This window comes from Bradyrhizobium sp. McL0616, assembly GCF_049993385.1.
In the GTDB taxonomy this organism is placed as follows: domain Bacteria; phylum Pseudomonadota; class Alphaproteobacteria; order Rhizobiales; family Xanthobacteraceae; genus Bradyrhizobium.
Map to the genome: position 1 here is coordinate 6,785,652 of NZ_CP188255.1, position 26,183 is coordinate 6,811,834.

Below are 26,183 nucleotides of genomic sequence, written 5' to 3' on the forward strand. Positions count from 1 at the left end.
ACCACAGGTTTAATCTCCTGTGTCACGACCATACGATGACAACCGCACTGCGCAAACAGCTCGAGCTCCGGCCCGCCCGCCCCGAAACCTCATTCGGTCCGTTCAAGCTCCTGCATGCCCTGCCCTGGCTGGTCCTGGCGGCCGCGATGCGGGTGATCGCGTTCGGCGGTGGCGGCGTGGCGTTGCCGGCAACGATCATCGCCGCGATCTCGGTACTGCTGGCCTTCTTTGCGACCGCGCAACGGTCAATCGAAGCGGCCGGCGGTCAGTCCTCGCTCAGCGAGCTGACGATGATCCAGCAGTTCAGGCTCTCCTTCTCGATCTTCTGGCGGGTCACGCTTCTGATGCTTACTGCATGTCTCGCCGCGGAGGCGATCGGCCACCAGGGGTTCGGACCGCACCTCATGTTCGGACTCGACGGCATGGCTTTCGACCAGTTCACCCATCCCGGGCGGTTCTGGAGCGCATGGATCGCCGCCATCGTGCTGCTCATGATCGTCCGCGCCGATCGCGACGACGGCAAGATCGCACTGTTTGCCGCGATCGGCGAATTCGCCCGGCGCGGTCTGTGGCTCGGAGCAGCCGTGATCGTGCTCGGCATCGTCAACGTCGCCCTTGCCTATGGACAGGAATGGGTGCGGAGCGCGATCTGGAATTTCTGGCAGACGTCGTCAGCGACGCAGTTCATCAAGAACCTGATTTATTTCGTCTTCATCTTCTCCTTCGCCATGCTCCGGCTGTGGATCACCCTGACGATCCTGACGCTTGGCCTGAGGCAGTCCTATGTCCGCGCTGACTAGCTTCGTCGGCCGCGCTATCCGCTAGGCCATCACCACCGGCGTCTCCTCGGCCAGCCCATAAACGCGCTGCGCCTTGGAAAATCCCGCGATCGGAAATTCGCCGAGCTCGCGCCAGCCTTCGCGGCGGATGTTCGCGAAAGCCTCCGACGCCACCACCGTCCGACCGGTGCGGCCGGCGATCTTCTCCAGCCGTGCCGCGAGATTGACGGCGGGGCCGATGCAGGTGAAGTCGAGACGGTCGCCGCCGCCGATATTGCCGTAGAGGATGCTGCCGACATGCAGGGCGACGCCGAAGCGGAAGCGCTCGATCACGTCGCCAACCGGATGCGCAAGCGCCTCGACGCTGGCACGGGATTCGCGCGCGGCTTCCAGCACACGCGCGCAGACATGCCCGGCGTCGCCGACATATTCGTCGATCGGGAACACCGCGAGCAGGCCATCGCCCATGAATTTCAGGACTTCGCCGCCATGGGCGCGGATCGCGGTCACCTGACAGTCGAAATAGCGGTTCAGGATCTCCACCACCGTTTCGGGCGGCAGCCGGTCGGACAGCGCGGTGAAGCCGCGCAGATCCGACAACCAGATCGCGGCCTGCATAGTGTCGTTGTGACCGCGCCGGATCTGCCCGGCAAGGATGCGTTCGCCGGCGCGATTTCCCACATAGGTATCGAGCAGCGTCGCGGCGGTACGGCGCAGGGTGACGATCTCGCTGACGCGCGCGAGCGGTGCCACGATCGAGCGGATCGTCGCGATGTCGTCATCGCTGAAACCGCCGGGATGCCGCGTGGTCCAGCTCAAGGCATGGATCGAGTCGTCGAGAAACCGCATCGGCGTGGCGATGTAGTCGGTGACGCCCTCGGCGCGCATGTCTTCCAGGAACGGAAACCGCTTGGTGTCGAGCTCGTCGATGCGTCCTCTGACTTCCAGCCCCTCCTCGAACACGATCCGCAACGGGCTCCGGGCAAATTCCGGCGTGTCCAAAATCTCGAAATCGACCGTGCCGATTTCGACCTCCTGTCCTTCCCGCCAGATGAAGTTGCGGCCGAAGATTTCGGGATGCAGCGTACGGATGAAGATGCCGAACCGCCACAGCGGCAGGCCGGCCGCGACCAGTTGCTCACAGGCGTCGGCGATCATCTCGGCCGGCCCGCGAGATGACCTGGCGCCGTCGATCAGCCAATTGATGATGCGCTGGAGCTCGGAGGTTTTCATGCGCGCATTTGCGGATGAAGTTGTGGAGCCGTCAAGCCGCGCGGAGGGCTACCGCCCGACCTGCCCGCGGTCGCGCAAAAAGTGATCCGCCAGCACGCAGGCCATCATGGCTTCGCCGACCGGGACGGCGCGGATGCCGACGCAGGGGTCGTGGCGGCCTTTGGTCATGATCTCGGTGTCGGCGCCGCTGCGATCGACCGTCAGGCGCGGCTGCAGAATCGACGAGGTCGGCTTCACCGCGAAGCGCACCACCACCGGCTGGCCGGTGGAGATGCCGCCCAGAACGCCGCCGGCATGGTTGGACAAAAAGCGCGTACCGTCATTGCCGGTGCGCATCTCGTCGGCATTCTCTTCGCCGGTCAATTCGGCCGCGCCAAAACCGGCACCGATCTCGACGCCCTTGACCGCGTTGATGCTCATCATCGCAGACGCGAGCTCGGCATCGAGCTTGGCATAGATCGGCGCGCCGAGGCCTGCCGGCACGCCCTCGGCGACGATCTCGAGCACAGCGCCGATCGAGGAGCCGCTCTTGCGGATTCCGTCGAGATAGGTCTCGAAGAACGCGGCCTTGTCCTTGTCGGGACAGAAGAACGGATTGTTGGCGATCTCGTCCCAGTTCCATTTGGCGCGGTCGATCTTGTGCGGCCCCATCTGCACCAGCGCGCCGCGGACTTTGACATCGGGCAGCACTTTTCGCGCGATGGCGCCGGCGGCAACCCGCGTCGCGGTCTCGCGCGCGGAGGAGCGGCCGCCACCGCGATAGTCACGCAAGCCGTATTTGGCCTCGTAGGTGAAGTCGGCGTGACCCGGCCGAAACTTGTCCTTGATCTCGGAATAATCCTTCGAGCGCTGGTCGGTGTTCTCGATCAGGAGCCCGATCGGCGTGCCCGTCGTCACCTGCACGCCAGTCTCCGGATGTGCCATCACGCCGGACAGGATTTTCACTTGGTCCGGCTCCTGGCGCTGGGTGGTGAAGCGCGACTGGCCGGGCCGGCGGCGGTCGAGGTCCTGCTGGATCTCCGCCTCGGCGAGCGGGATCATCGGCGGACACCCGTCGACCACGCAGCCGATCGCCACCCCGTGGCTCTCGCCAAAGGTGGTGACGCGGAACATGTGGCCGAAGGTGTTGAAGGACATCGCTGCTCGCTCGGTTCCGGCGTGTGGTAACGCGCGGGGCGCTGGGGGTCAAACCCGCAAGCCCCCCCGGAATGACGGTTGCAGGGTCTAACTATACTTCTCCAGCCGGCCGTCGCGGAACACGTAGACGGTGCCCTGCTCGATGTAGAGCTCGGCAGCGCTGGCTGGGGTCTCGATACCGAGCGAGACCATCAGGGCCCGGCAGGTGCCGCCATGGGCGACCGCGACGGTGTCGGTCCGGAGCTCGTCGTACCAGGCGCGGACGCGGACCTGCACATCGGAGTAGGTCTCGCCGCCTGCAGGGCCCACCGTCCATTTGTCGGCGAGGCGCCTCGCATAGATGTCCGGATTGGTCGCCTCGCTCTCGGCCAGGGTCAGCCCCTCCCAGACGCCGTAGCCGATCTCGCGCAGACGATCATCGAGCGCGTAGTCGGCAGGCGGCAATTCGAGCTTGCCGCGCGCAAGTTCCATGGTCATGCGCGCGCGGCCGAGCGGGCTCGACACATAGGGCAATGCCGCCTTGTCGCGGCCGTCGCGCTTGAGGAGGTCGGCGAGAATGCCGCCGGCCTGCACCGCCTGGCCGCGGCCGCGCGCATTGAGCGGAACGTCCTTGGTGCCCTGCAGTCGGCCGAGCGCGTTCCAGTCGGTTTCGCCGTGGCGAAGATAATAGATCGTGGGCGCGGGCATTGTCGGGGCGGCGATCAGTCTTTCGATGTGTCCGGCGCGTCAGGCCGCATCATGCCCAGCACGTTGTAGCCGGAATCGACATGGTGGACCTCGCCGGTGACACCGCGCGACATGTCCGACAGGAAATACACCGCGCTGTCGCCGACCTCCTCGATCGTCACATTGCGCCGCAGCGGCGCGTTGACCTCGTTGTATTTCAAGAGCTGGCGTGAATCGGCGATACCGGCGAATGCCAACGTCTTGATCGGGCCGGCCGAGATCGCGTTGACGCGGATCGCCTTCACGCCGAGATCGGCGGCCAGATAGCGCACGCTGGCTTCGAGTGCGGCCTTCGCCACACCCATCACGTTGTAGCGCGGCATCCACTTCTCGGCGCCGTAATAAGACAGTGTGAGGATCGAGCCGCCGTCGGTCATCAGCTTCTCGGCGCGCTGCGCGAGCGCGGTGAGCGAGTAACAGGAGATCAGCATCGACTTGGAGAAGTTTTCCGGCGTGGTGTCGACGTAGCGGCCGTCGAGCTGTTCGCCATAGGCGATCGCGTGCACGACGAAGTCGATCTTGCCCCATTTTTCCTTGAGGGTATCGAAGGCCGCATCGATGGTCGCGGCGTCGGTGACATCGCAATGGCCGAGCACGAGCGCGCCGACTTCGGCAGCCAGCGGCTCGACCCGCTTCTTCAGCGCATCACCCTGGTAGGTAAATGCGAGCTCCGCGCCGGCGGCGTGGCATGCCTTGGCGATGCCCCAGGCGATCGAGCGGTTGTTGGCAACCCCGAGGATCACCCCGCGCTTACCCTGCATCAGACCTGAATTCTGCGCCATTTCCTTAAGGTCCCGTCGATCTGGGTTGAGATCTGGAGGTACACCAGCCCTCCCCTGCGGTACAGTCCTAATACGCGGCGTTAACGCTGTTTCGAGCGCTGGAATAGCCGTTCCGCTCGGGTGTTATGATCGTTGAGGCGTTCGCGCCGAAGGTGAAGGACGTCAAGACGGCATGAGTGCGTTTCGCCAGAGTGTTGAAGCCATGATCCCGGCGTTGCGCCGCTACGCACGCGCGCTCACGCGCGACGCGGACGCAGCCGACGATCTGGTGCAGGACACGTTGGTGCGTGCGTTGCGTTCGGAGCAATTGTTTCTCGGAGGCGACGTCAGGAGCTGGCTCTACACGATCCTGACCAACCTCAACAAGAACCGGCGGCGCTCGCTGGCAAGGCGACCGCAATTCATGCAACTGACGGAGAACAACCCGGATGCCAGCGGGACCGAAGCCGAGGGGCGCGACATCGAGAGGGCGCTCTCGACGCTGGTCGAGGAGCAACGCTCGGTGCTGCTCTTGGTGATGCTGGAAGGCATGAGCTACCGCGAGGTCGCCGACATCCAGGGTGTTCCGATAGGCACCGTGATGTCGCGCCTGGCGCGGGCAAGGGCCCACGTTAAAGCGTCGCTGGAAGGTGAGCGCCCGGCGCTCAGGCGGGTGAAATGATGGCAGGGTTGATGCATGGCGTATGTCGCATCCTCCACATGCAGAGGGACGAGACGCAAGTAAGCCGCGAACGATATTTTGGGCCGCAGAGCCAGAGACGACCGATATGAACGACCACAACATTTCAGTGACCGAAGACGAACTGCACGCCTATGTTGACGGCGAGCTGCCGGCCGAGCGCTGCGCCGACGTCGAGGCATGGCTAGCCAGCCACCCCGAGGATGCCGAGCGGGTGCAATCCTGGCGCGCCATGGCGGAGATGCTGCACGCCCGCTACGACGGCGTCGCCCAGGAGCCGGTGCCGGCACGGCTGGAGCTCGAACGGCTGGAGCGCCGCCCGCGGCAATGGCTCTACGGTGCCGTCGCGGCTACACTGGTTGCCTTCGTCGCAGGCGGCGCGGCCGGCTGGGTCGCGCATGGCGCCACCAACGCGCCCTCGACCTTCCAGAGCTTTACGACGGACGCGCTCGACGCCCACCGCCTCTATGTCGTCGAGGTGCGCCATCCCGTCGAGGTCGGCGGCAACGAGCGCGACCATCTCCAGGCCTGGCTGACCCGGCGCTGCGGCTGGACCGTGTTCGCGCCCAATCTGGAGGCGAGTGGGCTGAAGCTCGTCGGCGGCCGGCTGCTGCCGGGGCCGAGCGGGCCGGCGTCCTTCCTGATGTATGAAGGCGCCTCGGGCGAGCGCTACACGATCTACACCGCCAAGACCGAAAACGGCGCAACGCAGATGCGCTACGCCAAGACGGACAAGGATGGGGCGTTGTTCTGGGCCGAGCGGGGCGTCGGCTACGTCGTCAGCGGCGGCGGCGGCGACCGTGACCGGCTGACCAAGCTGGCGCAGGCCGTCTACGACCAGGCGGAGAAAAACGGCGGCTGAACAACCACGCGAATGCGGTGCCTCGATTCCGACATTGAAAATTTGGAATCTGACATGCGTGCGTCTCATTATCGCACTGGATGCTCACGCGAAAATGAGCAGCGTTCGATCCGCCGATCGACGCGGGCGGCCTCGATTGGGGTTTTTGGTACCGCGCTGGTCCCCCTCTCGAGGCCGCACCTTTTTATCGGCTGCCCCGCCGGACAGCCGACACGTCGAACACGTGAAGCGCTACCGCGCCTCAGGCATATGAGCATCATCTCCTGCGAGAGTGCTCTCAGCCTTTAGGAGAACCCCTTCAGTTGCGATCTCGCCCTAAGGCGCGATGGCTCGCGCTTTAGCTACTTGTTTGCGCATGATCTTCTCGGAAAACCGCTGCGCGCTTTTCCGAATCACGCTTTAGCCAAGCCCGCTACGTGGATTGTAGGGGTGTTGGTCCCGCCACTTTTCCATCAATGCTTCAAGCTCGGCGTCGTTCCCGTCCGGTAGCATAATCCGGATAACGACGAAGAGATCCCCGATTCCGCCTGATTTCGGCAAGCCCTTACCTTTGAGACGGAAGGTCCGGCCGCTGGAGGTGTTTTTCGGGACCGACAATTCGACCGCATTGCCGAGCGTGGGCACACGGACCTTGCCGCCGAGCACCGCCTCATAGAGCGTGACCGGCAGGTCGATCCGCAGGTCCGCGCCCTCGAACTTGAAGAACGGGTGCGGCGCGATGCTGATGGTGATCAGGAGATCGCCGGGCGGATGGCCCTGCGCATTCTCGCCCTGCCCCCTCAGCCGGATCTGCTGGCCCTCGACGACGCCGACCGGAATCTTGACGTTGAGCTCCTTGCCCGTCGGCAGCCGGACGCGCTTCTCGCCGCCCTGCACCGACTCTTCCAGCGAGACGGTCATGGCGACGTTCAGATCGAGATCGACGCCGACCCCGCCGGTGTCGAACTCGAACTGGGCACCGCCGCCGGCCCCGGGCCGCGCACCGCGCACCCCGCCGCCGAACATGCTGTTGAGGATATCCTCGAACCCGCCCGAGCCTTGGCCGGGGCCCGCGCCACCGCCGCGGAACGTGTAGCTTTCGAACCCGCCGGGACCCGCGCGACCGCGCGCACCGCCGCCGCCTGGAAAGCCCTGGAAGCGCGGCTTGCCGTCGGCGTCGATCTCGCCGCGGTCGAACTGCTTGCGCTTGTCCTCGTCGCCGATGATCTCGTTCGCCGAATTGATCTCGGAGAAGCGCTCGGCGGCCTTCGGATCATCCTTGTTGCTGTCGGGATGGTGCTTCTTGGCAAGCTTGCGATAGGCGCTCTTGATCGCGGCAGCGTTGGCGCTCCGCGGCACCCCCAAGACCTCATAGGGGTCGCGCATCCGTCACGTCTCCTCTAGGGAAAATCGGTATGTTCAAAGGGCTCCCCGCCCCACATTGACTTCATGTGGGGGGCGAGTGGTATTTTTGCAACTAGCCGACCGGGTCGATTCTCTACGTTTGGAGAATGATCTTATCGGAAAACCGGCCTCCACTTTTCCGGATCATGCTCAACTCCGCCACGGCTTTAGCGTATGAATCTCCCAACGGCCACGGCTGCTTTGGCAGCCGGCGCCCTGAAGCCAGCTTTCGGTGTTCCCGTTGACATAGCTCGCCAGGAAATCGCGGCACTTGCGGCCGTCTTCGGCGGCATAGGACTGCGCGATCGGGGTGACCGAGCCACGCGCGCCCGTCTCCGGATTTTCCCAGTGCTGGCTGGCATCCTTGTCGCCTATGCTCAGCACGTCGGAGGCGGCGTTGCGGGCAAAGGCGAGATCGGTCTCGGTTGGTGCGGCCAGCTTCGCCGGCCGCGCGACCGAGCCGGTGAGGTCGCTATCGTCGGCCTTGGCGTAAGCAGTGGTGTCGCTGCGGGAAAAGCTGCATCCGCCTGCGCCGAGCCCGATCAGAATCATCGTCATGGCGAACCCGGACGGCCGCATCGCCGATAGGCCAACGCGCCCCCATGCCCTATATAGGGCGGTAGCGGACAACAACGCGTTTTGGGCCGCGGAACGCAACTCGGACTCCAGACATGACCGACACGACCTCGATGAAACACCAGACACCCTTAACATCCGGTGATTTCACCGCGGCCGACGAGCCTTTTGCGCTGTTTGCGGCCTGGCTGGACGAGGCGATCAAGAGCGAACCGAACGATCCGAACGCAATGGCGCTCGCAACCGTCGACCCGGACGGCCTGCCCGACGTGCGTATGGTGCTGATGAAGGGCTTCGATATCGAGGGTTTCGTCTTCTACAGCCACATCGCGAGCCAGAAGGGCCGCGAACTCGCCGCAAATCCTAAGGCAGCGTTACTTTTTCACTGGAAGTCGCTGCGCCGACAGGTCCGCATCCGCGGCAACGTGACGCCGGTGACCGAGGCCGAGGCCGACGCCTATTTCGCCACCCGCCCCAAGCAGGCGCAGATCGGCGCCTGGGCGAGCAAGCAGTCGCAAGAGCTGGAGAGCCGCTTCGCCTTCGAACAAGCCATCGCAAAAGTCGCGGCCAGGCACGTCATCGGGGAAGTGCCGCGGCCGCCGGGCTGGAGCGGCTGGCGCATCACACCCTCGCGCATCGAGTTCTGGCACGACCGCCCATTCCGCCTGCACGACCGCATCGAATTTCGCCGTGACGCGGCCGGCCAGCCATGGTCCAAGACGCGGATGTATCCTTAACATTTTGTTTGAGCATGATCTTTTCGGAAAGCCGCTGCACACTTTGCGCTAACGCGGCCCTCCGGGTCCGGATCACGCTCTAACCTGAAAGACCTTCATGCCGCAGTCCTCCAATGCGCCGCGCCGTACGCTGCTCCTGACCGGAGCCAGCCGCGGCATCGGCCATGCCACCGTGATCCGTTTCTCATCGGCCGGCTGGCGCGTCATCACCTGCTCGCGGCATCCGTTCCCGGAGGATTGTCCGTGGGATGCGGGTCCTGAGGACCACATCCAGGTCGACCTCAGCAATCCCACCGACACCGCGCGCGCGATCAACGACATCCGCAACCGCCTCGAAGGCGGCATGCTGCACGCGCTGGTCAACAATGCCGCGATCTCGCCGAAGGGACCGGGCGGCTCCAGGCTCGGCTCGGTCGACACTGACCTCGACACCTGGACCCATGTGTTTCACGTCAACTTCTTCGCGCCGATCATGATCGCGCGCGGGCTGATCGAGGAATTGAAGGCTGCGAAGGGCTCGGTGGTGAACGTCACCTCGATCGCGGGCTCGCGCGTGCATCCCTTTGCGGGCGCCGCCTACGCCACCTCGAAAGCTGCGCTCGCATCCCTGACGCGCGAGATGGCCTCGGACTTCGGCCGCGTCGGCGTCCGCGTCAACGCGATCGCGCCGGGCGAGATCGACACCTCGATCCTGTCACCGGGCACCGAGAAGATCGTCGACCAGCAGATCCCGCTGCACCGCCTCGGCACGCCCGACGAGGTCGCCAAGATCATCTACGTGCTGTGCACGGACACCAGTTCTTACGTCAACGGCGCCGAGATCCACATCAACGGCGGCCAGCACGTGTAGGCTCTCATCGTCATTGCGAGCGAAGCGAAGCAATCCAGACCGCCTCCGCGGAGACAGTCTGGATTGCTTCGTCGCTTTGCTCCTCGCAATGACGGAATTGAAAATGGCACCTGGGAAGCAAGGCGATCCAGACAAAGCCGCCGCAAGACCTGGATCGCCTTGACCCTTCCGTTCCTCAATCGGCGCGATAGCGACGCGACGTCTCGCGCAGCCTTGACGCTGCAGCATTTGGAGCGGCAGCGTTGATTGCAGTCGAGCAGTCGTCGTCGTTCTCGCCGTCGAGCAGCGGAGCACCACAGTGCCGGCACATGCGTGCCGACAACGACGGCGCCTTGCCGCTCGTCACGACCTGACGATAGCTCGCCAGATCGATGACGTTGCGGGGCGTCGTTATGTGTTTCTCAACCATGGCTTTTCCTCGCGGCTAGACGCTGCTTATCGCAGACAAGCTTCGCGTAAACGTTCAGCCCACCGCTCAAATTTTACCGGAGGAATTGGGGCGGAGATCACGTATCACAGCGCAGCCTCAATCCCGCTCTATTCTGCGACACCAACGGCTGTGTCTTTGCGACCGGCGTAAGGTCTCGGTCACTATTTGCCGAGAGCGCGACGAGATCACAGCCACTTCTTCCACTTGAAGATCCAGTACGGAACGATCGCCGCGCACAGCATCAGCACCAGCGCAAACGGATAGCCGTGCGTCCATTCGAGCTCCGGCATCGCCTTGAAGTTCATGCCGTAGATCGAGGCGATCAACGTCGGCGGCATCAGGACAACAGCCATGACCGAAAACAGCTTGATGATGTTGTTCTGCTCGAGATTGACGACGCCGAGCATGGCGTCGAGCACGAAGGTGATCTTGCTGGACAGATAGGAGGCGTGGTCGGTCAGCGAGACGATGTCGCGCTGCATGGTCTTGAGCTGCTCGCGCATGTCCTTCGACCATTTCACGCCCTCCACCACCGCCGACAGGAAGGCCACGACGCGGCCGATCGACACCAGGCTCTCGCGAACCTTGGAGGTTAGATCGCCCTTGCGGCCGATCGAGATCAGGATCTGCGAATATTGCTTGGCGTGGCCGTGACGCTCGCTCTCCGGCTCGAAGATGTCATGCGAGACCTGGTCGATCTCGGCGCCGCAGCGCTCCAGAATGTCGGCGCAGCGGTCGATCACCGCGTCCAGGAGTTCCATCAGCACCATTTCGCCGGTGATTCCGGGCGTACAAGTGCGGGCGAGCTTGCCCTCGACCAGGGCGAATGGCTTGGGCTGGTCGTAGCGCACCGTGACCAGACGGTGGTCGCCGAGAATGAAGGTGACCGCCGTGGTCCGGGGCATGTCGGTGTCGGAGTGGCACATGAGCGTCGCGGTCATGTAGCGGGCGCTGTTCTCGATATAGAGGCGGCTGGAGATCTCGATCTCCTGCATGTCCTCCCGGGTCGGGATCGCGATCCCCGAAAGCCGCTCCACGGCCTTGTCCTCGGCCGCGGTCGGGTTGAACAGATCAATCCAGACCGCGTGCTCCGGCACCGCAGCGAGATCGTTGACAACAGCCTTCTTCAGGGAGGAGTCGGAGGGAACAAACACAGAAAACATGCACAACTCCAGCAAGGGCCCGCGACAGGCTGACGCCCCTTAGCGCGATTCCGACAAGTTCACGATGACAACTACATTAACGGAGCGTTCCCATTTGTGGCTGCACCGTGGCACGGAATCGACAGTTCGACATCCTTAGCCCCAAAATCAGCGCAAGGTCGCAAAACTTGCGGCAAAAAAGCCACAGGTTGGATCTCGCAGCGCGGGACAAGCTCTGAAAGGCTGGAATTGTGGCGGATTTCAACGATAATAAGGGCTACGGAGTCGTGGAATTGAGCGTGGATCAAGCCCCGCGACAGCTTGTTGTTTTCGATTGGAACCAAATCATGTCGTTGCTGAAAGTTACGCTTGGTCTTTTGGCCGCCGGCTTCATGCTGTCGGGCTGCATGCAGTCCACGCACTTCGAGGCAACCAACACGCAGAATTTCAAGCCGAAGGACAAGGAACTGCTCGCCAAGATCCGGTATGAGAACACCCCGGTCGCTGAGCCCTTCCGCCGCGCCATCGTCGACTACCACCGCAAGGAATCGCCGGGTTCGATCGTCGTCGATTCCGACAACCACTACCTCTATTACGTGATGGATGGCGGCAAGGCGATCCGCTACGGCATCACCGTCGGCGAGGAGGCCATGGCTTGGTCCGGCATCGCCAAGGTCGGCAGCATGACTGAATGGCCGGCCTGGCACCCGACGCCCGGCGAGATTTCGCGCCTTGGCGTGCCGACCTTTGTCGCTCCCGGCCCCGACAATCCGATGGGCTCACGCGCGATGTACCTCTACTCGGGTGGCAAGGACACCCTGTTCCGCATCCACGGCACCAACCAGCCTGAATATATCGGCGCCTCGATCTCCTCGGGCTGTATCCGTCTGACCAACGAGGACGCGATCGATCTCTACAGCCGGGTCAAGGTCGGCACCATCGTCGTGGTGCTCGAGCCGAAGCACGGCGACTCGCCCTACAATTCGCGCCTCGCGCTCCAGGGCGGCGGCACGGGACAGGCCGGCAGCTACTGATCGCCGCCTGATCTCACGGACCTTCAAAAGCGCCGGTTTCACCGGCGCTTTTTTGTTGCGGGCTTGCTCTTGCTGGAATCGGCGGGCGCGGCAGGTTTTGCGGTGTCCGGATCGTCGGCTCCATCCTTGCTCTCGGATTTGGCCGCGACCTCGCGCGGCGGCGCTTCCTCGGGGCGCTCTGCCGGAAGCAGTGGCGCGACGTGCGGCAGGGGATCCCAGACATTCCATTGGCAGATCCGGTAATCGTTGCGCCGCTGCGCCAGGTCGAGATGGATATGGTCCTCGTGGTACCAGTCCGAGCCCGGGCCGAGCACTGTGGAAAAGCGCGAGCAGACCGAATGCAGCACGCGCTCGCGCACGTCGCGCGACATGGTGCGGTCGGTCAGGCCGATCGACTGCCCATTGGCGAGCTTGATGGCGCGGACATCGAGCGCGTTGGCCTTGCCATGCTCGGACAGCATCGCGCCGACGATCCGATTGCGGCCGCGGCATTCGAAGCTATCAAAATTGTCGAGATCAGAGATGGTCGAGCCGAGGCTTGCGGCGAGCGGCACCATGTCCGAGCGCACCCAATCCGCAATCGCAGTCGCCATGGTGCAGCGGAGGACCGCCGCTGGCTTGACCGCGACCTTGCGCTTGTCCGGCAGCACGATCGCCTCCAGCCGCACCAGATCCTCGCCGCCGCACCCGCCGGGGCCGCGGATGTCCGGAACTGAGGGCGCGATCGCGATCTCCTCGGTCAGCGCCACCCGGCAGGCCGAGGCCTGCTTCTCGGGCGGCGGTGCGGCCTCGGCAGGCTTTTCTGCGGGGGCCTTGGCCTCGGCGGCCGGAGCCTCCGGCGCGGCCTTGTCGGACGCTTTGGGGGCCTCGTCCGGCCGCGGCCTGGGCAAGGGAATCCTCGCGGAATGAGCTGTCCCGCGCGCCCGTGGTGTACCAAGGCCAAAGATATCGAGCGGCGCAGCATAATTTCGCGCGGCCGCCGGCTCAGGCAGCGCAAGCGATAGGCCGATCCCAGCGGTAACCATTGCCGCGCCGATGGACATATAGCCGCGACAAGACCATTTGCGGCGAAAGTCCGGCAGGCTAAAACTCATGACAATTCTTTGGCCCAACGCTGAGAGCGATAACACGCCCAGCGAATTCTCGGAGGAACGACGGAATGCTTGGTTTGATGCAAGACTGGCCCCTGCTCTGCCACAAGATCATCGAACACGCCGCGAAGATTCATGGCAAGCAGGAGGTCGTAACGCGCTCGGTCGAGGGGCCGATCCATCGCACCAGCTATGCCGAAATCCACCAACGTGCGCTCAAGGTCTCGCAGATGCTGGAGCGCGACGGCATCAAGCTCGGCGACCGCGTCGCCACCATCGCCTGGAACACCTGGCGCCATCTCGAAGTCTGGTACGGCATCATGGGCATCGGCGCCATCTGCCATACCGTCAATCCCCGCCTTTTCCCCGAGCAGATCGCCTGGATCATCAACCATGCGCAGGATCGCATTGTGATGGTCGACCTCACCTTCGTGCCGGTCGTCGAGAAGCTCGCCGACAAGCTGCCGAGCGTCGAGCGCTACGTTATCCTGACCGACAAGGCGCATATGCCGCAGACCACGTTGAAGAACGTCGTGGCCTACGAGGACTGGATCGCGGAGGCCGACGGCAAGTTCAAATGGAAGGACTTTGACGAGAACACGGCGGCCGCGATGTGCTACACCTCCGGCACGACGGGCGATCCCAAGGGCGTGCTGTACTCGCATCGCTCCAACGTGCTGCACGCGTTGATGGCCAACAATGTCGACGCGCTCGGCACCAGCGCCTCCGAGACGATGCTGCCGGTGGTTCCGTTGTTCCATGCCAACAGCTGGGGCATCGCCTTCTCTGCGCCCTCGCAGGGCACCAAGCTGGTGATGCCCGGCCCCAAGCTCGACGGCGCCTCGGTCTATGAACTGCTCGCGACCGAGAACGTGACGCACACCGCCGGCGTGCCCACGGTGTGGCTGATGCTGCTCCAGCACATGGGTGCCAACAATCTGAAGCTGCCTGACCTGAAGATGGTGATCTGCGGCGGCTCGGCGATGCCGCGCTCGATGATCAAGGCCTTCCTCGACATGGGTGCGAACGTCCGCCACGCCTGGGGCATGACGGAGATGAGCCCGATCGGCAGCGTCGCCGCGTTGAAGCCCCCGTTCCAGAATGCGACCGGAGAGGCGCGGCTCGACGTGCTCCAGATGCAGGGCTATGCGCCGTTCGCTGTCGAGATGAAGATTACCGATGATGCCGGCAAGGAGCTGCCCTGGGACGGCAAGACCTTTGGCCGCCTGAAAGTCTCCGGGCCTGCGGTCGCCAAGGCCTATTTCCGCCTCGACGCCAACATCCTCGACGAGGAGGGCTTCTTCGACACCGGCGACGTCGCGACCATCGACGAGGCCGGCTATATGCGGATCACCGACCGTTCCAAGGACGTGATCAAGTCCGGCGGCGAGTGGATCTCCTCGATCGACCTCGAAAACCTCGCGGTCGGCCACCCAGCCGTGGCGGAAGCTGCCGTGATCGGCATCTTCCATCCCAAATGGGACGAGCGGCCGCTTTTGATCGTGCAGCTCAAGCAGGGCCAGCAGGCCACCCGCGACGACATCCTCAAATACATGGATGGCAAGATCGCCAAATGGTGGATGCCCGACGACGTCGCCTTCGTCGACGGCATCCCGCATACCGCCACCGGCAAGATCCTGAAGACCGCACTGCGCGACCAGTTCAAGGAGTACCGCTTCCCGAACGCCGCGGCGTAAGCGACGGCCTCCAACGTCGTTCGGGGGCGCCCGCAGGGCGACCCCGGAATGACGAGCCGTAACAACCCGGAATCCCTTGAATTTGCTGCCGGGCCGTGGTCTCAACGGCTCATTCGGCAATTCCGCCGTTTCGCGCGGCGACGCCCCAAAACCCCGGCAGAGCTCACCCGATGGCCCGCAGGTTTTCCGCTCCCTATCAGTCGGAGCCCGTGTCCAGCCTCGCGAGCTGGGCGCGCAATCTGGCCGTGTTTGCGGTGGTCGCGGTGGCGGTGTCGATCATCATCGTCCGCTTTGGCTTCCTGGAGATGAAGCCTGCACTCGCGACCTTCTTCGGCGGGCTCGCGATCGCTGCGCTCTCGATCCTGTTCGGCCTCGCCGGCTTTGCCGCGATCTGGCAGAATGGCTCGCGCGGCATGGCGCGCATCCTGCTCGCTTTCCTGATTGCCGGGGTGATCCTCGCTTATCCGGCCTATCTCGGCCTGCAATACCGCAAGCTGCCGGCGATCCACGACATCACCACCGATCCGATCGACCCGCCGCGCTTCGACGCCTTAGCGCGCCTGCGCACCGGCGACGGCGCCAACAGCGCAGTCTATGCCGGCCTCTATTCGGCCGAGCAGCAGCGCCAGTTCTATCCCGACATCGAACCGATCGAGCTCGAAATTCCCGTCGACCGCGCTTATGCGATCGCGCTCCAGCTGGTCAACAAGCGCAAATGGCTCGTCATCGACGAGCGCGCGCCGCAGCCGCCGCGCCGGATCGGCCGCATCGAGGCAGTGGCGCGCACGCCGATCATGGGCTTTCGCGAGGACATTTCGATCCGGGTCGTGCCTGACGGCGACGATTCCCGCGTCGATATCCGCTCCGCTTCGCGCTATTTCGACAGCGATCTCGGCAGCAACGCTGCACGTGTGACCAAATTCATCGACGATCTCAACACCGCTGCGGACGCCGACGCGCTCAAGCCGGTGAAGAAGACGCCGGTGGCGCCGCCCAAGGCGCCGGCGAAGACGGTGAAGAAGTGACCGAAGGCTAGCCGGCCGCCATCCGGTACGTCCCGCCGATCACGGGATCGCCATCCGTCGCCACCACGCCGCGCGCGACCAGATCTTCCAGATGCGCCAGTACGGAATAGCCGGCGGCCGTCGTCAGCCGCGGATCGATGCCGATATAGATCGCGCGCACCATGGTCGGGATATCGGCCTCGCCCTTGGCGAGGCGGTGCAGTATCGACGCCTCTCGTGCCTTGCGGTGCCGGATCAGGAAGCGCACGAAGCGCGGGCCGTCCGGGATCTCGGGGCCGTGGCCGGAGAAATACAGATCCTCCTCGCGTGCAGCCAACCGGTCGAGCGATTCCATATAATCGATCATCGAGCCATCGGGCGGCGCCACGATCGAGGTCGACCAGCCCATGACGTGATCACCGACGAAGTTGAACTTTCGCTCGGGCCAGGCGAACGCGAGATGGTTGGCGGTATGGCCCGGCGTAGCCACAGCTTCCAGACGCCAGCCGGCGCCTTCGACGACGTCGCCGTGAGCGATCCTGACGTCGGGGATGAAATCGCGATCGGAGCCGGATTCCGGGTTGTGCTTCTCGCTCTCGAAGCGCGGGCGCGAGGCACGATGCGGGCCCTCGGCATAGACGGTTGCGCCGGTGGCTTGCTTGAGCCGCGCGGTGTTCGGCGAATGGTCGCGGTGGGTGTGGGTAACGAGGATGTGCGTCACGGTCTCGCCACGCACGGCATCCAGCAGCGCTGCCGCATGCGCCTCGTCATCCGGGCCGGGATCGATCAGCGCGACCTTGCCCCGGCCGACGATGTAGCTGACCGTGCCGGTGAAGGTGAAAGGGCTCGGATTGTTACAGAGCACACGCCGCACGCCGGGGCGGACTTCCTCGACGATTCCAGGCTTGAGCGGAAAGTTGCGGTTGAACGGGATGTCGTCGTTGTCGGACATAGCACTTCCTGCATGCTGCTGCCCCACCCTCCGCCGTCATACCCCGCGAAGGCGGGGTATCCAGTACGCCGCAGCGTCTGAGGCGAAGACGAGGTCTCTGGGATACTGGATCGTCCGCTCCTGTGCGCAAATGCGCACAGGAGCGGACGACGACAGTCGAGCCAAACAACCGCTACGGAATTCCGCGGCGACTAAAAGAACGCCTGGATGCCCGTGATCGCACGTCCCAGGATCAGGGCATGGACGTCGTGGGTGCCCTCGTAGGTGTTGACCGTCTCGAGGTTATGGACGTGACGCATCACGTGGTACTCGATCGAGATGCCGTTGCCGCCGTGCATGTCGCGCGCGACGCGGGCGATGTCGAGCGCCTTGCCGCAATTGTTGCGCTTGACGATCGAGATCATCTCGGGCGCGAACTTGCCCTCATCCATCAGGCGGCCGACGCGCAATGAGGCCTGGAGGCCCAGCGCGATCTCGGTCTGCATGTCGGCGAGCTTCTTCTGCACCAGCTGGGTCGCGGCCAGCGGCTTACCGAACTGCTTGCGGTCGAGCGTGTACTGGCGGGCGCGGTGCATGCAGTCTTCGGCGGCGCCGAGCGCGCCCCAGGAAATGCCATAGCGGGCGCGGTTGAGGCAGCCGAACGGGCCCTTGAGGCCGGAGACGTTGGGAAGCAGCGCGTCTTCCGGAACCACGACGCCGTCCATCACGACTTCGCCGGTGATCGAGGCGCGAAGCGACAGCTTGCCGCCGATCTTCGGCGCGGACAGGCCCTTCATGCCCTTCTCCAGCACGAAGCCGCGGATCTGGTTGTCGTGCGCGGCCGATTTGGCCCAGACCACGAACACGTCGGCGATCGGCGCGTTCGAGATCCACATCTTGCTGCCGGTCAGGCGATAACCGTCCGACACCTTCTCGGCGCGGGTCTTCATCCCGGCCGGATCGGAGCCGGCGTCGGGCTCAGTCAGGCCGAAGCAGCCGACCCACTCGCCGCTGGCGAGCTTCGGCAGGTATTTCTTGCGCTGGTTCTCATCGCCATAGGCGTAGATCGGATACATCACCAGCGAGGACTGCACCGAGTTCATCGAGCGGTAGCCGGAATCGACCCGCTCGATCTCGCGCGCAACGAGGCCATAGGCGACGTAGCCCGCATTGGCGCAGCCATATTCCTCCGGCAGCGTGATGCCGATCAGGCCGAGCTCGCCCATCTCGTTGAAGATCTCGCGGTCGGTCTTCTCTTCGAGATAGGCCTTGGCGATGCGCGGCAGCAACTTGTCCTGGGCGTAGGCGCGGGCGGTGTCGCGCACCATGCGTTCGTCTTCGGTGAGCTGCTCGTCGAGCAGGAACGGATCGTCCCACTGGAAAGAAGCCGAAGCCGGCTTGTCCTTGGCCTGAGGGCGCACGCTCATGAAACGTCCTTTCACGTCTGGTTCCGTCAAGAATTGCCCGACAAACTAAAGCGCCGCGGCAACAAGTGCAATTGCGTTGCAGATGTATGGGTCTGCGTGAATCCCGGGGACGCGCTTCGCACGCCCCGGGATGACAGCGCTAGCTTTCAAGCTGCTCGTTAGCGACGATCTCGATGCCGAAGCCCGACAGACCCTTGTAGTCGTGCACCGACGAGGTGAGATGGCGGATCGAGCTGACGCCGAGATCGCGCAATATCTGCGCACCGACGCCGACCTCGCGCCACTGGCGGTTGCGGTCGGCCTCCGTCGACGTCTCATCCGCCAGCGGTGCCACGGGGACACCGGCCGCGCCGTCGCGCAAGTAAACCAGCACGCCGCGGCCGGACTTCTTGAAATGCTCGAGCACGGCCGCCATGCGCTTGTGGCCGGTGAAGGTGTCCTTGACGATGTTCGGCTTGTGGAAGCGCGTCAGCACGTTCTTGCCGTCGCCGACGCCGTTGTAGACGAAGGCGACGTGGGCAATGGAATCGAACGGCGAGCGGTAGGCATAGCCCTGCAGCGGTCCGATCGGGCTTTCGGTGACGAAGGTCGAGACCCGCTCGATCAGCTTTTCGCGCGCCTGGCGATAGGCGATCATGTCCGCAATGGTGACATGCTTCAGCTTGTGCTCGGCAGCGAAGCGGGCAACCTGCTCGCCCTTCATCACGCTGCCATCGTCGTTCATCAATTCGCTGATGACGCCGACCGGCGGCAGGCCAGAGAGCTTGCAGAGGTCGACCGCAGCCTCGGTGTGACCGGAGCGCAGCAGCACGCCGCCGTCCTTGGCGATCAACGGGAAGATGTGGCCGGGACGGGCGAAATCGTTGGCGCCGGCATTGGGATTGGACAGCGCGCGGCAGCACGAGGCGCGCTCCTCGGCCGAGATGCCGGTGCCGCCGTCAGGCTTGTAGTCGATCGACACCGTGAACGCGGTGGTGTGCGCGGAATCGTTGTGGGCGACCATCGGGTCGAGTCGCAGCCGGCGCGCGTCCTCGGTGGTGATCGGCGCGCAGACGATGCCGGAGGTATGGCGGATGATGAAGGCCATCTTTTCCGCTGTGCAGAACGAGGCGGCGACGATCAAATCGCCCTCGCCCTCGCGATCCTCGTCATCGGTCACGACGACGAGCTCGCCCCGGGCAAAGGCCTGCAAAACTTCCTGAACGGTATCGGGCATTTCCCAATCTCTATCGGTTATGGGCCGGAGGCTTAGCCGGACGCCTTAGCTGGACTTGGGCCCAAGCGCTAGTGTCCTGGACGCAACCGCATATGTCCCGACACAGGCCTCTCAAGGAAGCTTGCACCGAAGATACCAAGATATAGGCGCGGGTGTCCCGGGCGGAAGGCGGCCGTCAGGGCAGCACTTCGCGCCGCTCGCTCAGCCGCACGTCGAGCTCGGCGCGCTTGTCCTCCAGCAGGCCGGCCTGGGCGGCTTCGATCACCGTAAACAGCTCATGGGCGTCGCTGAGCCGGGTCACGGTGACATAGCTGGCGCCGGCCTCGTAGAGCTCGCCGACGTCGGACAACAGATCGGCGGTCGCCACGATCAGGGCGTTCGGGTTGAGATTTCGCACGTGGCGGACCAGCTTCTCGTTGCTGGCGCCCTTCAACAGCGCATCCGGCACGCTGAGGATGATCATCTCGGACTTACCGATCCCGGCATGGAGCAGCGTGTCGACATTGCTGATGTCGCCATAGATCACGTGCAGGCCGCGCGAAAGCAGGGTCTGATACACATTGGGGTTGAAATCGACCACCGTGATCTGCTCCAGCAGCAGCGGGTTCTGCCGCTCGATCTCGGCGAGCAGCGCGCTCGCCGCACGAAAAAAGCCGAGGATGACGATGCGGCGGGCCTCGCCATGGCCGCCCTCGTCCCCCTCCTCGGCATGGCCGTGGCCATGATCGAGGTCGCGCAGGCCGATCCGCTTCAGGGGGCCTATGGCCCAGCGGGTGATCTCGTCGCTGCGCGTCATCACGAAGGTCGAGAGCACGGCCAGCACCACGAAGGCGAAGGAGGCCGCATTCGCCGTCTCGGCTGCGATGTGATTGTCGCTGACGCCGGTCTGGATCACCACCAGCGAGAATTCGGAAATCTGCGCGAGGTTGATAGCCGGCAACAGGCTCGCACGCAGGCCCTGCTTCATCAGATAGAGCGGCGTGAAGGTCGTGACGAGGCGGCTTACCACCGTGAACGCCGCGATCATCAGCGCGAGCCCGATCACGGAAAGACCAGGGACGGGAATGGTCATGCCGAGCGCGACGAAAAACAACGTGATGAAGAAGTCGCGCAGCGTCGTGACCTTGGCGGTGACGTCGAGCGCATAGGGGAAGGTCGAGAGCGAGACGCCGGCGATCAGCGCCCCCATCTCGCGCGACAGCGAGAGCTGCTCGGCGGTCTCGGCCACGAGAAAGCACCAGGCCAGCGCGCCGAGCAGGATCAGTTCGGGACGCCGCGCGATCTGGTGGAACAGTCGCGGCAGCACGTAGCGGCTGACCAGCAGCGCGGCCGCGACCAGCACCGCGACGCGGCCGATCGACAGCAGGATGACGCTCACTTGCAGATTGGCAAGGCTTGGCTGCACCGCCAGGAACAGGATGGCGAAGATGTCCTGGAGCACCAGCACGCCGAGTGTGACGCGGCCGGGCAGCGTATCGAGCTCGCGCTTCTCGTAGAGCACCTTGACGATGATTACGGTGCTGGAGAGCGCGCAGGCAATACAGAGATAGAGCGCATCGAAATGGCCGCCTCCGAGCGACAGCCCAATGCCTGCAAAGAACAGGATGCCGAGCAGGCAACCGCCGAGGAGCTGGCCGCCGGCCGCGAACAGGATCACCTTGCCTGCCCGCACAATCTTCTTCAGGTCGATCTCGAGCCCGATCATGAACAGCATGAAGATCAGGCCGAGCTCGGAGATCACACCGATCGATTCCTGCGACTTGACCCAGCCGGCGCCGAATGGACCTATGCAGAAGCCGGCGATAAGATAGGCCAGGATCAGCGGTTGCCGGGAGAAATGGGCGAGCAGGCCCAGCATCCAGGCAAACAGAATACAGAGAGTGATGTCGCGAATGAGCTCGTGCATGCCAGATGGGTCCGTTTCGTCGCACCCTAGAGACCGAGCGCAGTGCGGCAAGCGAGCAATTCGTCACATGCTGACGGCGCTCGCACTTGCAATGCTGCTATGCCCGCTCGCCTCTGCCCTGCCCGCGCTCGCGCAGCCCAAGGTCAATATCGAGCAAAATTTTGCGGATTCGCTCACGGCGATGCCGAAGGAGGAACTCGGCGTTTCCGGCGGCTTCTACGTCCCGGCCTATTCCAGTGTCGCGATGAGCCAGGGCAAGCTGCGCGTCGATTTTTCGGTGACGCTGAGCGTCCACAACGCCTCCGAGACGCAGCCGCTGGTGATCAAGCGCATCGCCTATTTCGACACCGCGGGCAAGCAGGTCGAGAGCTATCTGAAGGCGCCTGTCGCGCTCAAGCCGCTCGCCACCGTCTCGATCTTCATTCCGACCGACGATGTGCGCGGCGGGACCGGAGCCAACTTCATCGTCGACTGGGCCGCCACAGGCGAGATCACGGAGCCGGTGGTCGAAGCCTTGATGGTTGGCGGCGTCGCCAATGCGCATTACTCTTTCATGAGCCAGGGACGTCCGACCCGGACGGTTGGCAAGAAGTAAAGCAGGTCCAAGCGTCCCGCATTGAGGACGTCTATCGGCCGCGGCTTCGAGCGAGCGCTGTCGCGACCGCAGATCGAAAACCCGAAAACAACCCCATGCACAGTAGCCCGGATCTGCAAAATCAACGGCTTATTGGTCCGCGTAACACAGATGCGGATTTTACGAATTTTGTTTGACGCGTCGGGCAAAACACTGGCATGATGACATCATCGAAATCGCGGCGCCCGGTCGGCACCAGGTCGACCGCTCAATAAAAACAACGAGGAACGCTCCCATGACGTCCAGCTTCGATTTCGCGCCCCTGTTTCCCGCAGGGCTGCCGGCCCCTTCTGCGCGCTGGACTGGCCTCGCCAAATACAGCTTCGTCGGCGGCAATAACGACAGCGAGCAGTTGCCGCTCGACGAGTTGGTCGAGGCCGCCAATCAGGCCCTGCGACGCGAGGGACGGTCGCTCGCCACTTACGGGCTGGCGCACGGCCCGCAAGGCTATTTGCCCTTGCGCGAATTCCTCGTCACCAAGTTGAAGCGCGATGCCGGCATGAACTGTACCGTCGACGACATCATGATCGTCTCCGGCTCGTTGCAGGCGCTCGACCTCGTCAACCATACGCTGCTCACGCGCGGCGACACCGTGATTTTCGAGCAGGAGAGCTATCAGGGCTCGTTGACCCGCCTGGCACGCCTCGGCGTCAACGTGGTTGGCATCCCCCTCGACAAGGATGGCATGCGCATGGATGTGCTGGCCTCGACGCTGGCGGATCTGAAAAGCCGCGGCATCCGGCCGAAATACATCTACACCATTCCGACCGTGCAGAATCCGACTGGCAGCATCATGCCGGAGAGCCGCCGCGCGGAGCTGCTGCGGTTGTCGGCCGAATACGGCGTGCCGATCTTCGAGGACGATTGCTATGCCGATTTGGTCTGGTCGGGACAGCGGCCACCCGCGATCCACGCGATGAGCCCGAACGGCGGCGTGATCCATATCGGATCGTTCTCGAAGTCGATCGCGCCGGCGCTGCGCGTCGGCTTCATCGTGGCGCCTTGGGATGTGATGTCGCGGATGCTGGCGCTGAAGACGGACGCCGGCTCCGGTGCGCTGGAGCAGATGGTGCTCGCCACCTATTGTCGGCCGCACTTCGCAAGCCACGTGCCGGCGCTGACCAAGGCACTGCGCACCAAGCTCGACACGCTGATGGAAGCCTTGAACGAGCAGTTCGGGACCACCGCGGAGTTCGAAGAGCCCAAGGGCGGCATCTTCCTGTGGGTCAAGCTGCCCGACCAGGTCGATACGCTCAAGCTCTATCAGGCTGCGCTCGCGGCGGGCGTCTCGATCAATCCGGGGCCAGAATGGTCGACCAACAAGGGCCACTCCGGCTCGCGCCTGCGGCTGTGCTTTGCGAGCCCTTCACATCAGCAGATCCGCGAGGGCGTCGCCGTGCTGGCCGAGGTCTGCCGCAAGGAGTTCGGCGTGCCGGCCCGCAGCGCCAACATAGAGAAGGCGCGGGCTCAGTAGGCAGCCTGCCCACGCCGTCGCTGCGATTCGCATGTCTCCTCTCCTAGCGCGCGACCGTCACCGACCGTTCTGTTCGCGCCAGCGAAAAGAACAGGATTGCGGAGAGCACGAAAGCGAAGACGAAGAAGATGGTCCGTCCCAGCACCAAGAGCTTTGCTGAATCCGGCGGCAGAACGGAGATCAGGACGCCGCAGGGAATGTAGCACCACAGCACGATTGCGATGAGGCGCCCCACCCCGCCGAGGCGAAGAAAGCCCAGGGAGAACAGAAAGGTCGCGAGATAGCTCGCGTGAAACTTGATCTGCGACGCGGCCATCTGGAACTCGCCGTCGCCGGCAGAGACCGGGAGTCCCGCCTCGATCGCGTGCACCGTCGTCATGATGTGATGATTTTCGAGCGAATCGAGCAGCAGCGTCAGCATCGCGGCCGCGAGCGCGACGCCGACGAGACGGGCGTCCAGCACCTCGCGCAGCCGCGCGGCCAGCACGACAAAGAAGGCGCCGTAGAAAATCATGAAGAGGTTGTCGAGGCCGAGATTGATCCGCAAGCCCACAGCTCCCGATGGCGCTCCGAGGAAAGCACGATAGTCGTCCACAGCCCGCGCGCTCTGGAAGAAGTCCTGCGAACTGTGGGTCAGGAGAATGCCGGCAACCATTGCGGCGACGGTCGCGGCCGCAAGCGTTGCGAGCAGCCCGAGTGTGCGGTCCAAGCCTTGGTTATCCATGCTATATGCCCTCTCGTAAGCAGCCAATGCGTTACAGATATCATATGATATTCAAAAATCAATTGATATCTGAAGGAAGGATGGCGGTGTCGTGCCGAAGCTAAATCGTGAAGAGAGTCAAGCACGTACCCGGAGCCTTCTGATCGAGGCGGCTCGCCGCGAGATCGTCAAGAAGGGTTTCGCGACCGCCTCGATCCGCGACATTGCCGAGGCGGCGGGCTTTTCGCTCGGAGCGATCTACTCGAACTTTCCGGACAAGGAAGCGATCCTGCTCGAACTGATCCAGCAGCATCAATCGGAAGAGCGCGCGCGGATCGAAGCCGCGCTGACACGTGCGAACGGCGAAGCCGCGAGCGCCATGGCCGGCATCGAGAAATGGGCAGAGACCGTCAATTCGGACCCTGATCTCGGCGTGCTGGCGATCGAGTTGCAGCTGCACGCATTGCGCAGCCCTGCGTTCGCCGAAGTCTATAGCGAGATGAACCGGAAACATCGCCGCGCGCTGGGCACGATGATTGCCCAGCTATTCGAGCTGTTCGGCAAGCAGGTGCCGGGAGACCCATCAGAGATTGCGACGGGACTTGCCATGCTCAGCCGAGGGCTATCGCTGGCGCCGGCGGCCGGCGACAACCATCGCGCCGGGCGAATCCTTTTGACTTTCCTGAAGGCACTGATCGAAGCCGCCCCCACCGCACAAAAAGCGAAGAAGGCTCGCAGCGGCAAGGCGTCTGGCTAGTCCGGTCCAGGCCCGCAGATCGACAGATGTCACGCCGCCTGCTTCTGGCTGCTGTGGATTGCGGACGCCAGCCGCAGCAGCAGGACGATCGAGACATTGCCCTTGCCGGCCTCGATCTGCGCGATGTAGCGCTCGGAAATCCCCGACCTGCGGGCAAGCTCGCGGCGCGACAGGTTGCAGCGCATGCGCGAGGACCTCAAGCGCTCGCCCAGTTCGGCCAGGAACGCGGTTTCGGAATAAGGCGGCGCGGCACAGCTTCCCGGCAGCACCTCGCCCGCGAAATCCATCACTTGGTTCAGCATCGGTCTATCCAATTTCGCCTTCCGGAAACGCCATCTTAGCCGGCAAACGGCCGGCTTCATTGACGCGGATCAAATTCGTGCGCGATTGGCGGCTGCCGTGGACGATCGCGACGGGGATGCTACACTTTGGAATTCGTCGAGGCTGGGCTTGCAAGAACATGACGCGTTGTTTGAGCCGCTGGATCACGGCTGCGGTGCTGTGGATCGCGTTTGCGCCCCAGGCGCGTGCCGAGACGCTTGCGGCGACGGTCGAGCAATGGGGCCTGCTCGGCTCCTGGGCCGTGGATTGCTCGCTGCAGCCCGACCGCGACAAGGGCGCGCTGCTCACCTACGAGATCAGCAAGGACGGCCGCGTGATGTACCGGCGCAATTTCGGCGAGGCCAAGGACGAGAGCGAGGTGGTGTCCGCTGCGGTCAACGCGGAGGGCCTGCTCAATCTGATGGTGTTCTTCCCGTCGCTGCATCAGAGCCGCGAGTTCGGATTGCAGCTCGTGAAGGACGGCAGCCTGCGCGCGATCTACAATCGCAGCGAGCGCGGCGAGTACACAATCAAGGACGGCAGATACGTCAAGACCGGCGCGCCAACCCCGCCGCAACAACGCTGCGACTAGTCGCCTGAACAGATGTTCAGAATTCTCCCGCAGTTTCTCCGGAACGTTCGCACGCATGCGCCGTTCTCATTGGCATTACG

At 63.9% G+C, this 26,183-nt stretch carries 27 protein-coding genes; 12 read left to right on the forward strand and 15 right to left on the reverse strand.

Annotation, left to right across the window (positions count from 1 at the left end):
• Window positions 1-35 precede the first annotated feature (35 nt).
• Window positions 36-800, forward strand: coding sequence for a hypothetical protein (locus ACPPVR_RS32590; protein WP_426610621.1), 765 nt, complete (start codon window positions 36-38; stop codon window positions 798-800).
• Between the two features lie 21 nt (window positions 801-821).
• On the opposite strand, the gene ACPPVR_RS32595 is transcribed toward ACPPVR_RS32590, so the two are convergent.
• The 4 genes from ACPPVR_RS32595 to fabI all read right to left on the reverse strand — a co-directional run bounded on the left by ACPPVR_RS32595 (window position 822) and on the right by fabI (window position 4,657).
• Window positions 822-2,012, reverse strand: a complete 1,191-nt coding sequence (locus ACPPVR_RS32595) for an adenylate/guanylate cyclase domain-containing protein (RefSeq protein WP_426610622.1) — start codon at window positions 2,010-2,012, stop codon at window positions 822-824.
• Window positions 2,013-2,060: 48 nt separating this feature from the next.
• The gene (gene aroC / locus ACPPVR_RS32600) at window positions 2,061-3,149 is read right to left on the reverse strand and encodes a chorismate synthase (protein WP_426610623.1); all 1,089 of its coding nucleotides are present in this window, start codon (window positions 3,147-3,149) and stop codon (window positions 2,061-2,063) included.
• An 87-nt stretch (window positions 3,150-3,236) separates the two neighbouring features.
• Window positions 3,237-3,836 carry a histidine phosphatase family protein gene (locus ACPPVR_RS32605; protein WP_426610624.1) on the reverse strand — a complete coding sequence of 200 codons (600 nt, stop codon included), beginning with the start codon at window positions 3,834-3,836 and terminating at the stop codon, window positions 3,237-3,239.
• Window positions 3,837-3,850: 14 nt separating this feature from the next.
• Window positions 3,851-4,657, reverse strand: coding sequence for an enoyl-ACP reductase FabI (gene fabI / locus ACPPVR_RS32610; RefSeq protein WP_426610625.1), 807 nt, complete (start codon window positions 4,655-4,657; stop codon window positions 3,851-3,853).
• A 172-nt stretch (window positions 4,658-4,829) separates the two neighbouring features.
• Between fabI and ACPPVR_RS32615 the strand changes: the two genes are divergently transcribed.
• The gene (locus tag ACPPVR_RS32615) at window positions 4,830-5,318 is read left to right on the forward strand and encodes a sigma-70 family RNA polymerase sigma factor (RefSeq protein ID WP_426610626.1); all 489 of its coding nucleotides are present in this window, start codon (window positions 4,830-4,832) and stop codon (window positions 5,316-5,318) included.
• 106 nt (window positions 5,319-5,424) lie between these two features.
• Window positions 5,425-6,198, forward strand: coding sequence for an anti-sigma factor family protein (locus ACPPVR_RS32620; RefSeq protein ID WP_426610627.1), 774 nt, complete (start codon window positions 5,425-5,427; stop codon window positions 6,196-6,198).
• Window positions 6,199-6,597: 399 nt separating this feature from the next.
• On the opposite strand, the gene ACPPVR_RS32625 is transcribed toward ACPPVR_RS32620, so the two are convergent.
• The gene (locus ACPPVR_RS32625; protein WP_426610628.1) at window positions 6,598-7,563 is read right to left on the reverse strand and encodes a DnaJ C-terminal domain-containing protein; all 966 of its coding nucleotides are present in this window, start codon (window positions 7,561-7,563) and stop codon (window positions 6,598-6,600) included.
• A 168-nt stretch (window positions 7,564-7,731) separates the two neighbouring features.
• The gene (locus tag ACPPVR_RS32630) at window positions 7,732-8,139 is read right to left on the reverse strand and encodes an RT0821/Lpp0805 family surface protein (RefSeq protein ID WP_426610629.1); all 408 of its coding nucleotides are present in this window, start codon (window positions 8,137-8,139) and stop codon (window positions 7,732-7,734) included.
• 113 nt (window positions 8,140-8,252) lie between these two features.
• Between ACPPVR_RS32630 and pdxH the strand changes: the two genes are divergently transcribed.
• Together pdxH and ACPPVR_RS32640 are read left to right on the forward strand one after the other, a co-directional pair.
• Window positions 8,253-8,894 (forward strand): pyridoxamine 5'-phosphate oxidase, encoded by a 642-nt coding sequence (gene pdxH, locus ACPPVR_RS32635; RefSeq protein WP_426610630.1) that lies wholly within the window; start codon window positions 8,253-8,255, stop codon window positions 8,892-8,894.
• A 97-nt stretch (window positions 8,895-8,991) separates the two neighbouring features.
• Window positions 8,992-9,744: an SDR family NAD(P)-dependent oxidoreductase gene (locus ACPPVR_RS32640; RefSeq protein ID WP_426610631.1), complete on the forward strand. Its 753-nt coding sequence runs from the start codon at window positions 8,992-8,994 to the stop codon at window positions 9,742-9,744.
• A gap of 175 nt (window positions 9,745-9,919) precedes the next feature.
• Here ACPPVR_RS32640 and ACPPVR_RS32645 read toward each other — a convergent pair whose 3' ends face one another.
• Together ACPPVR_RS32645 and ACPPVR_RS32650 are read right to left on the reverse strand one after the other, a co-directional pair.
• A complete protein-coding gene (locus tag ACPPVR_RS32645; RefSeq protein WP_426610632.1) occupies window positions 9,920-10,153 on the reverse strand; it encodes a hypothetical protein in 234 nt (77 codons plus the stop codon).
• A gap of 206 nt (window positions 10,154-10,359) precedes the next feature.
• Window positions 10,360-11,337: a magnesium transporter CorA family protein gene (locus tag ACPPVR_RS32650; protein WP_426610633.1), complete on the reverse strand. Its 978-nt coding sequence runs from the start codon at window positions 11,335-11,337 to the stop codon at window positions 10,360-10,362.
• Between the two features lie 326 nt (window positions 11,338-11,663).
• On the opposite strand from ACPPVR_RS32650, the gene ACPPVR_RS32655 reads away from it, so the two are divergent.
• Window positions 11,664-12,350, forward strand: coding sequence for a L,D-transpeptidase (locus ACPPVR_RS32655; protein ID WP_426610634.1), 687 nt, complete (start codon window positions 11,664-11,666; stop codon window positions 12,348-12,350).
• A gap of 38 nt (window positions 12,351-12,388) precedes the next feature.
• Here the strand turns inward: ACPPVR_RS32655 and ACPPVR_RS32660 are convergent, their stop codons facing one another.
• Entirely contained in the window at window positions 12,389-13,444 is a 1,056-nt protein-coding gene (locus ACPPVR_RS32660; RefSeq protein WP_426610635.1) for an extensin family protein, read from the reverse strand.
• 65 nt (window positions 13,445-13,509) lie between these two features.
• Between ACPPVR_RS32660 and ACPPVR_RS32665 the strand changes: the two genes are divergently transcribed.
• Both ACPPVR_RS32665 and ACPPVR_RS32670 read left to right on the forward strand, forming a co-directional pair.
• Window positions 13,510-15,138, forward strand: a complete 1,629-nt coding sequence (locus ACPPVR_RS32665) for a fatty-acid--CoA ligase (RefSeq protein ID WP_426610636.1) — start codon at window positions 13,510-13,512, stop codon at window positions 15,136-15,138.
• A 170-nt stretch (window positions 15,139-15,308) separates the two neighbouring features.
• On the forward strand, window positions 15,309-16,163 hold the full coding sequence (locus ACPPVR_RS32670; RefSeq protein ID WP_426610637.1) for a DUF1499 domain-containing protein: 855 nt from the start codon (window positions 15,309-15,311) through the stop codon (window positions 16,161-16,163).
• A 7-nt stretch (window positions 16,164-16,170) separates the two neighbouring features.
• Here the strand turns inward: ACPPVR_RS32670 and ACPPVR_RS32675 are convergent, their stop codons facing one another.
• The 4 genes from ACPPVR_RS32675 to ACPPVR_RS32690 form a co-directional block, all read right to left on the reverse strand.
• The gene (locus ACPPVR_RS32675) at window positions 16,171-17,094 is read right to left on the reverse strand and encodes an MBL fold metallo-hydrolase (protein WP_426610638.1); all 924 of its coding nucleotides are present in this window, start codon (window positions 17,092-17,094) and stop codon (window positions 16,171-16,173) included.
• Window positions 17,095-17,285: 191 nt separating this feature from the next.
• Window positions 17,286-18,500 (reverse strand): acyl-CoA dehydrogenase, encoded by a 1,215-nt coding sequence (locus tag ACPPVR_RS32680; protein WP_426610639.1) that lies wholly within the window; start codon window positions 18,498-18,500, stop codon window positions 17,286-17,288.
• 139 nt (window positions 18,501-18,639) lie between these two features.
• Window positions 18,640-19,716, reverse strand: coding sequence for a 3,4-dihydroxy-2-butanone-4-phosphate synthase (gene ribB / locus ACPPVR_RS32685; protein ID WP_426610640.1), 1,077 nt, complete (start codon window positions 19,714-19,716; stop codon window positions 18,640-18,642).
• Window positions 19,717-19,891: 175 nt separating this feature from the next.
• A complete protein-coding gene (locus tag ACPPVR_RS32690) occupies window positions 19,892-21,622 on the reverse strand; it encodes a cation:proton antiporter (protein WP_426610641.1) in 1,731 nt (576 codons plus the stop codon).
• Window positions 21,623-21,689: 67 nt separating this feature from the next.
• Between ACPPVR_RS32690 and ACPPVR_RS32695 the strand changes: the two genes are divergently transcribed.
• Window positions 21,690-22,217, forward strand: a complete 528-nt coding sequence (locus ACPPVR_RS32695) for a DUF3124 domain-containing protein (protein ID WP_426610642.1) — start codon at window positions 21,690-21,692, stop codon at window positions 22,215-22,217.
• A 274-nt stretch (window positions 22,218-22,491) separates the two neighbouring features.
• Window positions 22,492-23,730, forward strand: coding sequence for a PLP-dependent aminotransferase family protein (locus ACPPVR_RS32700; protein WP_426610643.1), 1,239 nt, complete (start codon window positions 22,492-22,494; stop codon window positions 23,728-23,730).
• 43 nt (window positions 23,731-23,773) lie between these two features.
• On the opposite strand, the gene ACPPVR_RS32705 is transcribed toward ACPPVR_RS32700, so the two are convergent.
• Window positions 23,774-24,439 (reverse strand): hypothetical protein, encoded by a 666-nt coding sequence (locus tag ACPPVR_RS32705; protein WP_426610644.1) that lies wholly within the window; start codon window positions 24,437-24,439, stop codon window positions 23,774-23,776.
• Between the two features lie 106 nt (window positions 24,440-24,545).
• Here ACPPVR_RS32705 and ACPPVR_RS32710 point away from each other — a divergent pair, with 106 nt between their 5' ends.
• Entirely contained in the window at window positions 24,546-25,190 is a 645-nt protein-coding gene (locus ACPPVR_RS32710; protein WP_426610645.1) for a TetR/AcrR family transcriptional regulator, read from the forward strand.
• A 29-nt stretch (window positions 25,191-25,219) separates the two neighbouring features.
• On the opposite strand, the gene ACPPVR_RS32715 is transcribed toward ACPPVR_RS32710, so the two are convergent.
• Window positions 25,220-25,492 (reverse strand): helix-turn-helix domain-containing protein, encoded by a 273-nt coding sequence (locus tag ACPPVR_RS32715; protein WP_426610646.1) that lies wholly within the window; start codon window positions 25,490-25,492, stop codon window positions 25,220-25,222.
• Between the two features lie 158 nt (window positions 25,493-25,650).
• On the opposite strand from ACPPVR_RS32715, the gene ACPPVR_RS32720 reads away from it, so the two are divergent.
• Window positions 25,651-26,103: a hypothetical protein gene (locus ACPPVR_RS32720; protein ID WP_426610647.1), complete on the forward strand. Its 453-nt coding sequence runs from the start codon at window positions 25,651-25,653 to the stop codon at window positions 26,101-26,103.
• The last annotated feature ends 80 nt before the right edge of the window (window positions 26,104-26,183 follow it).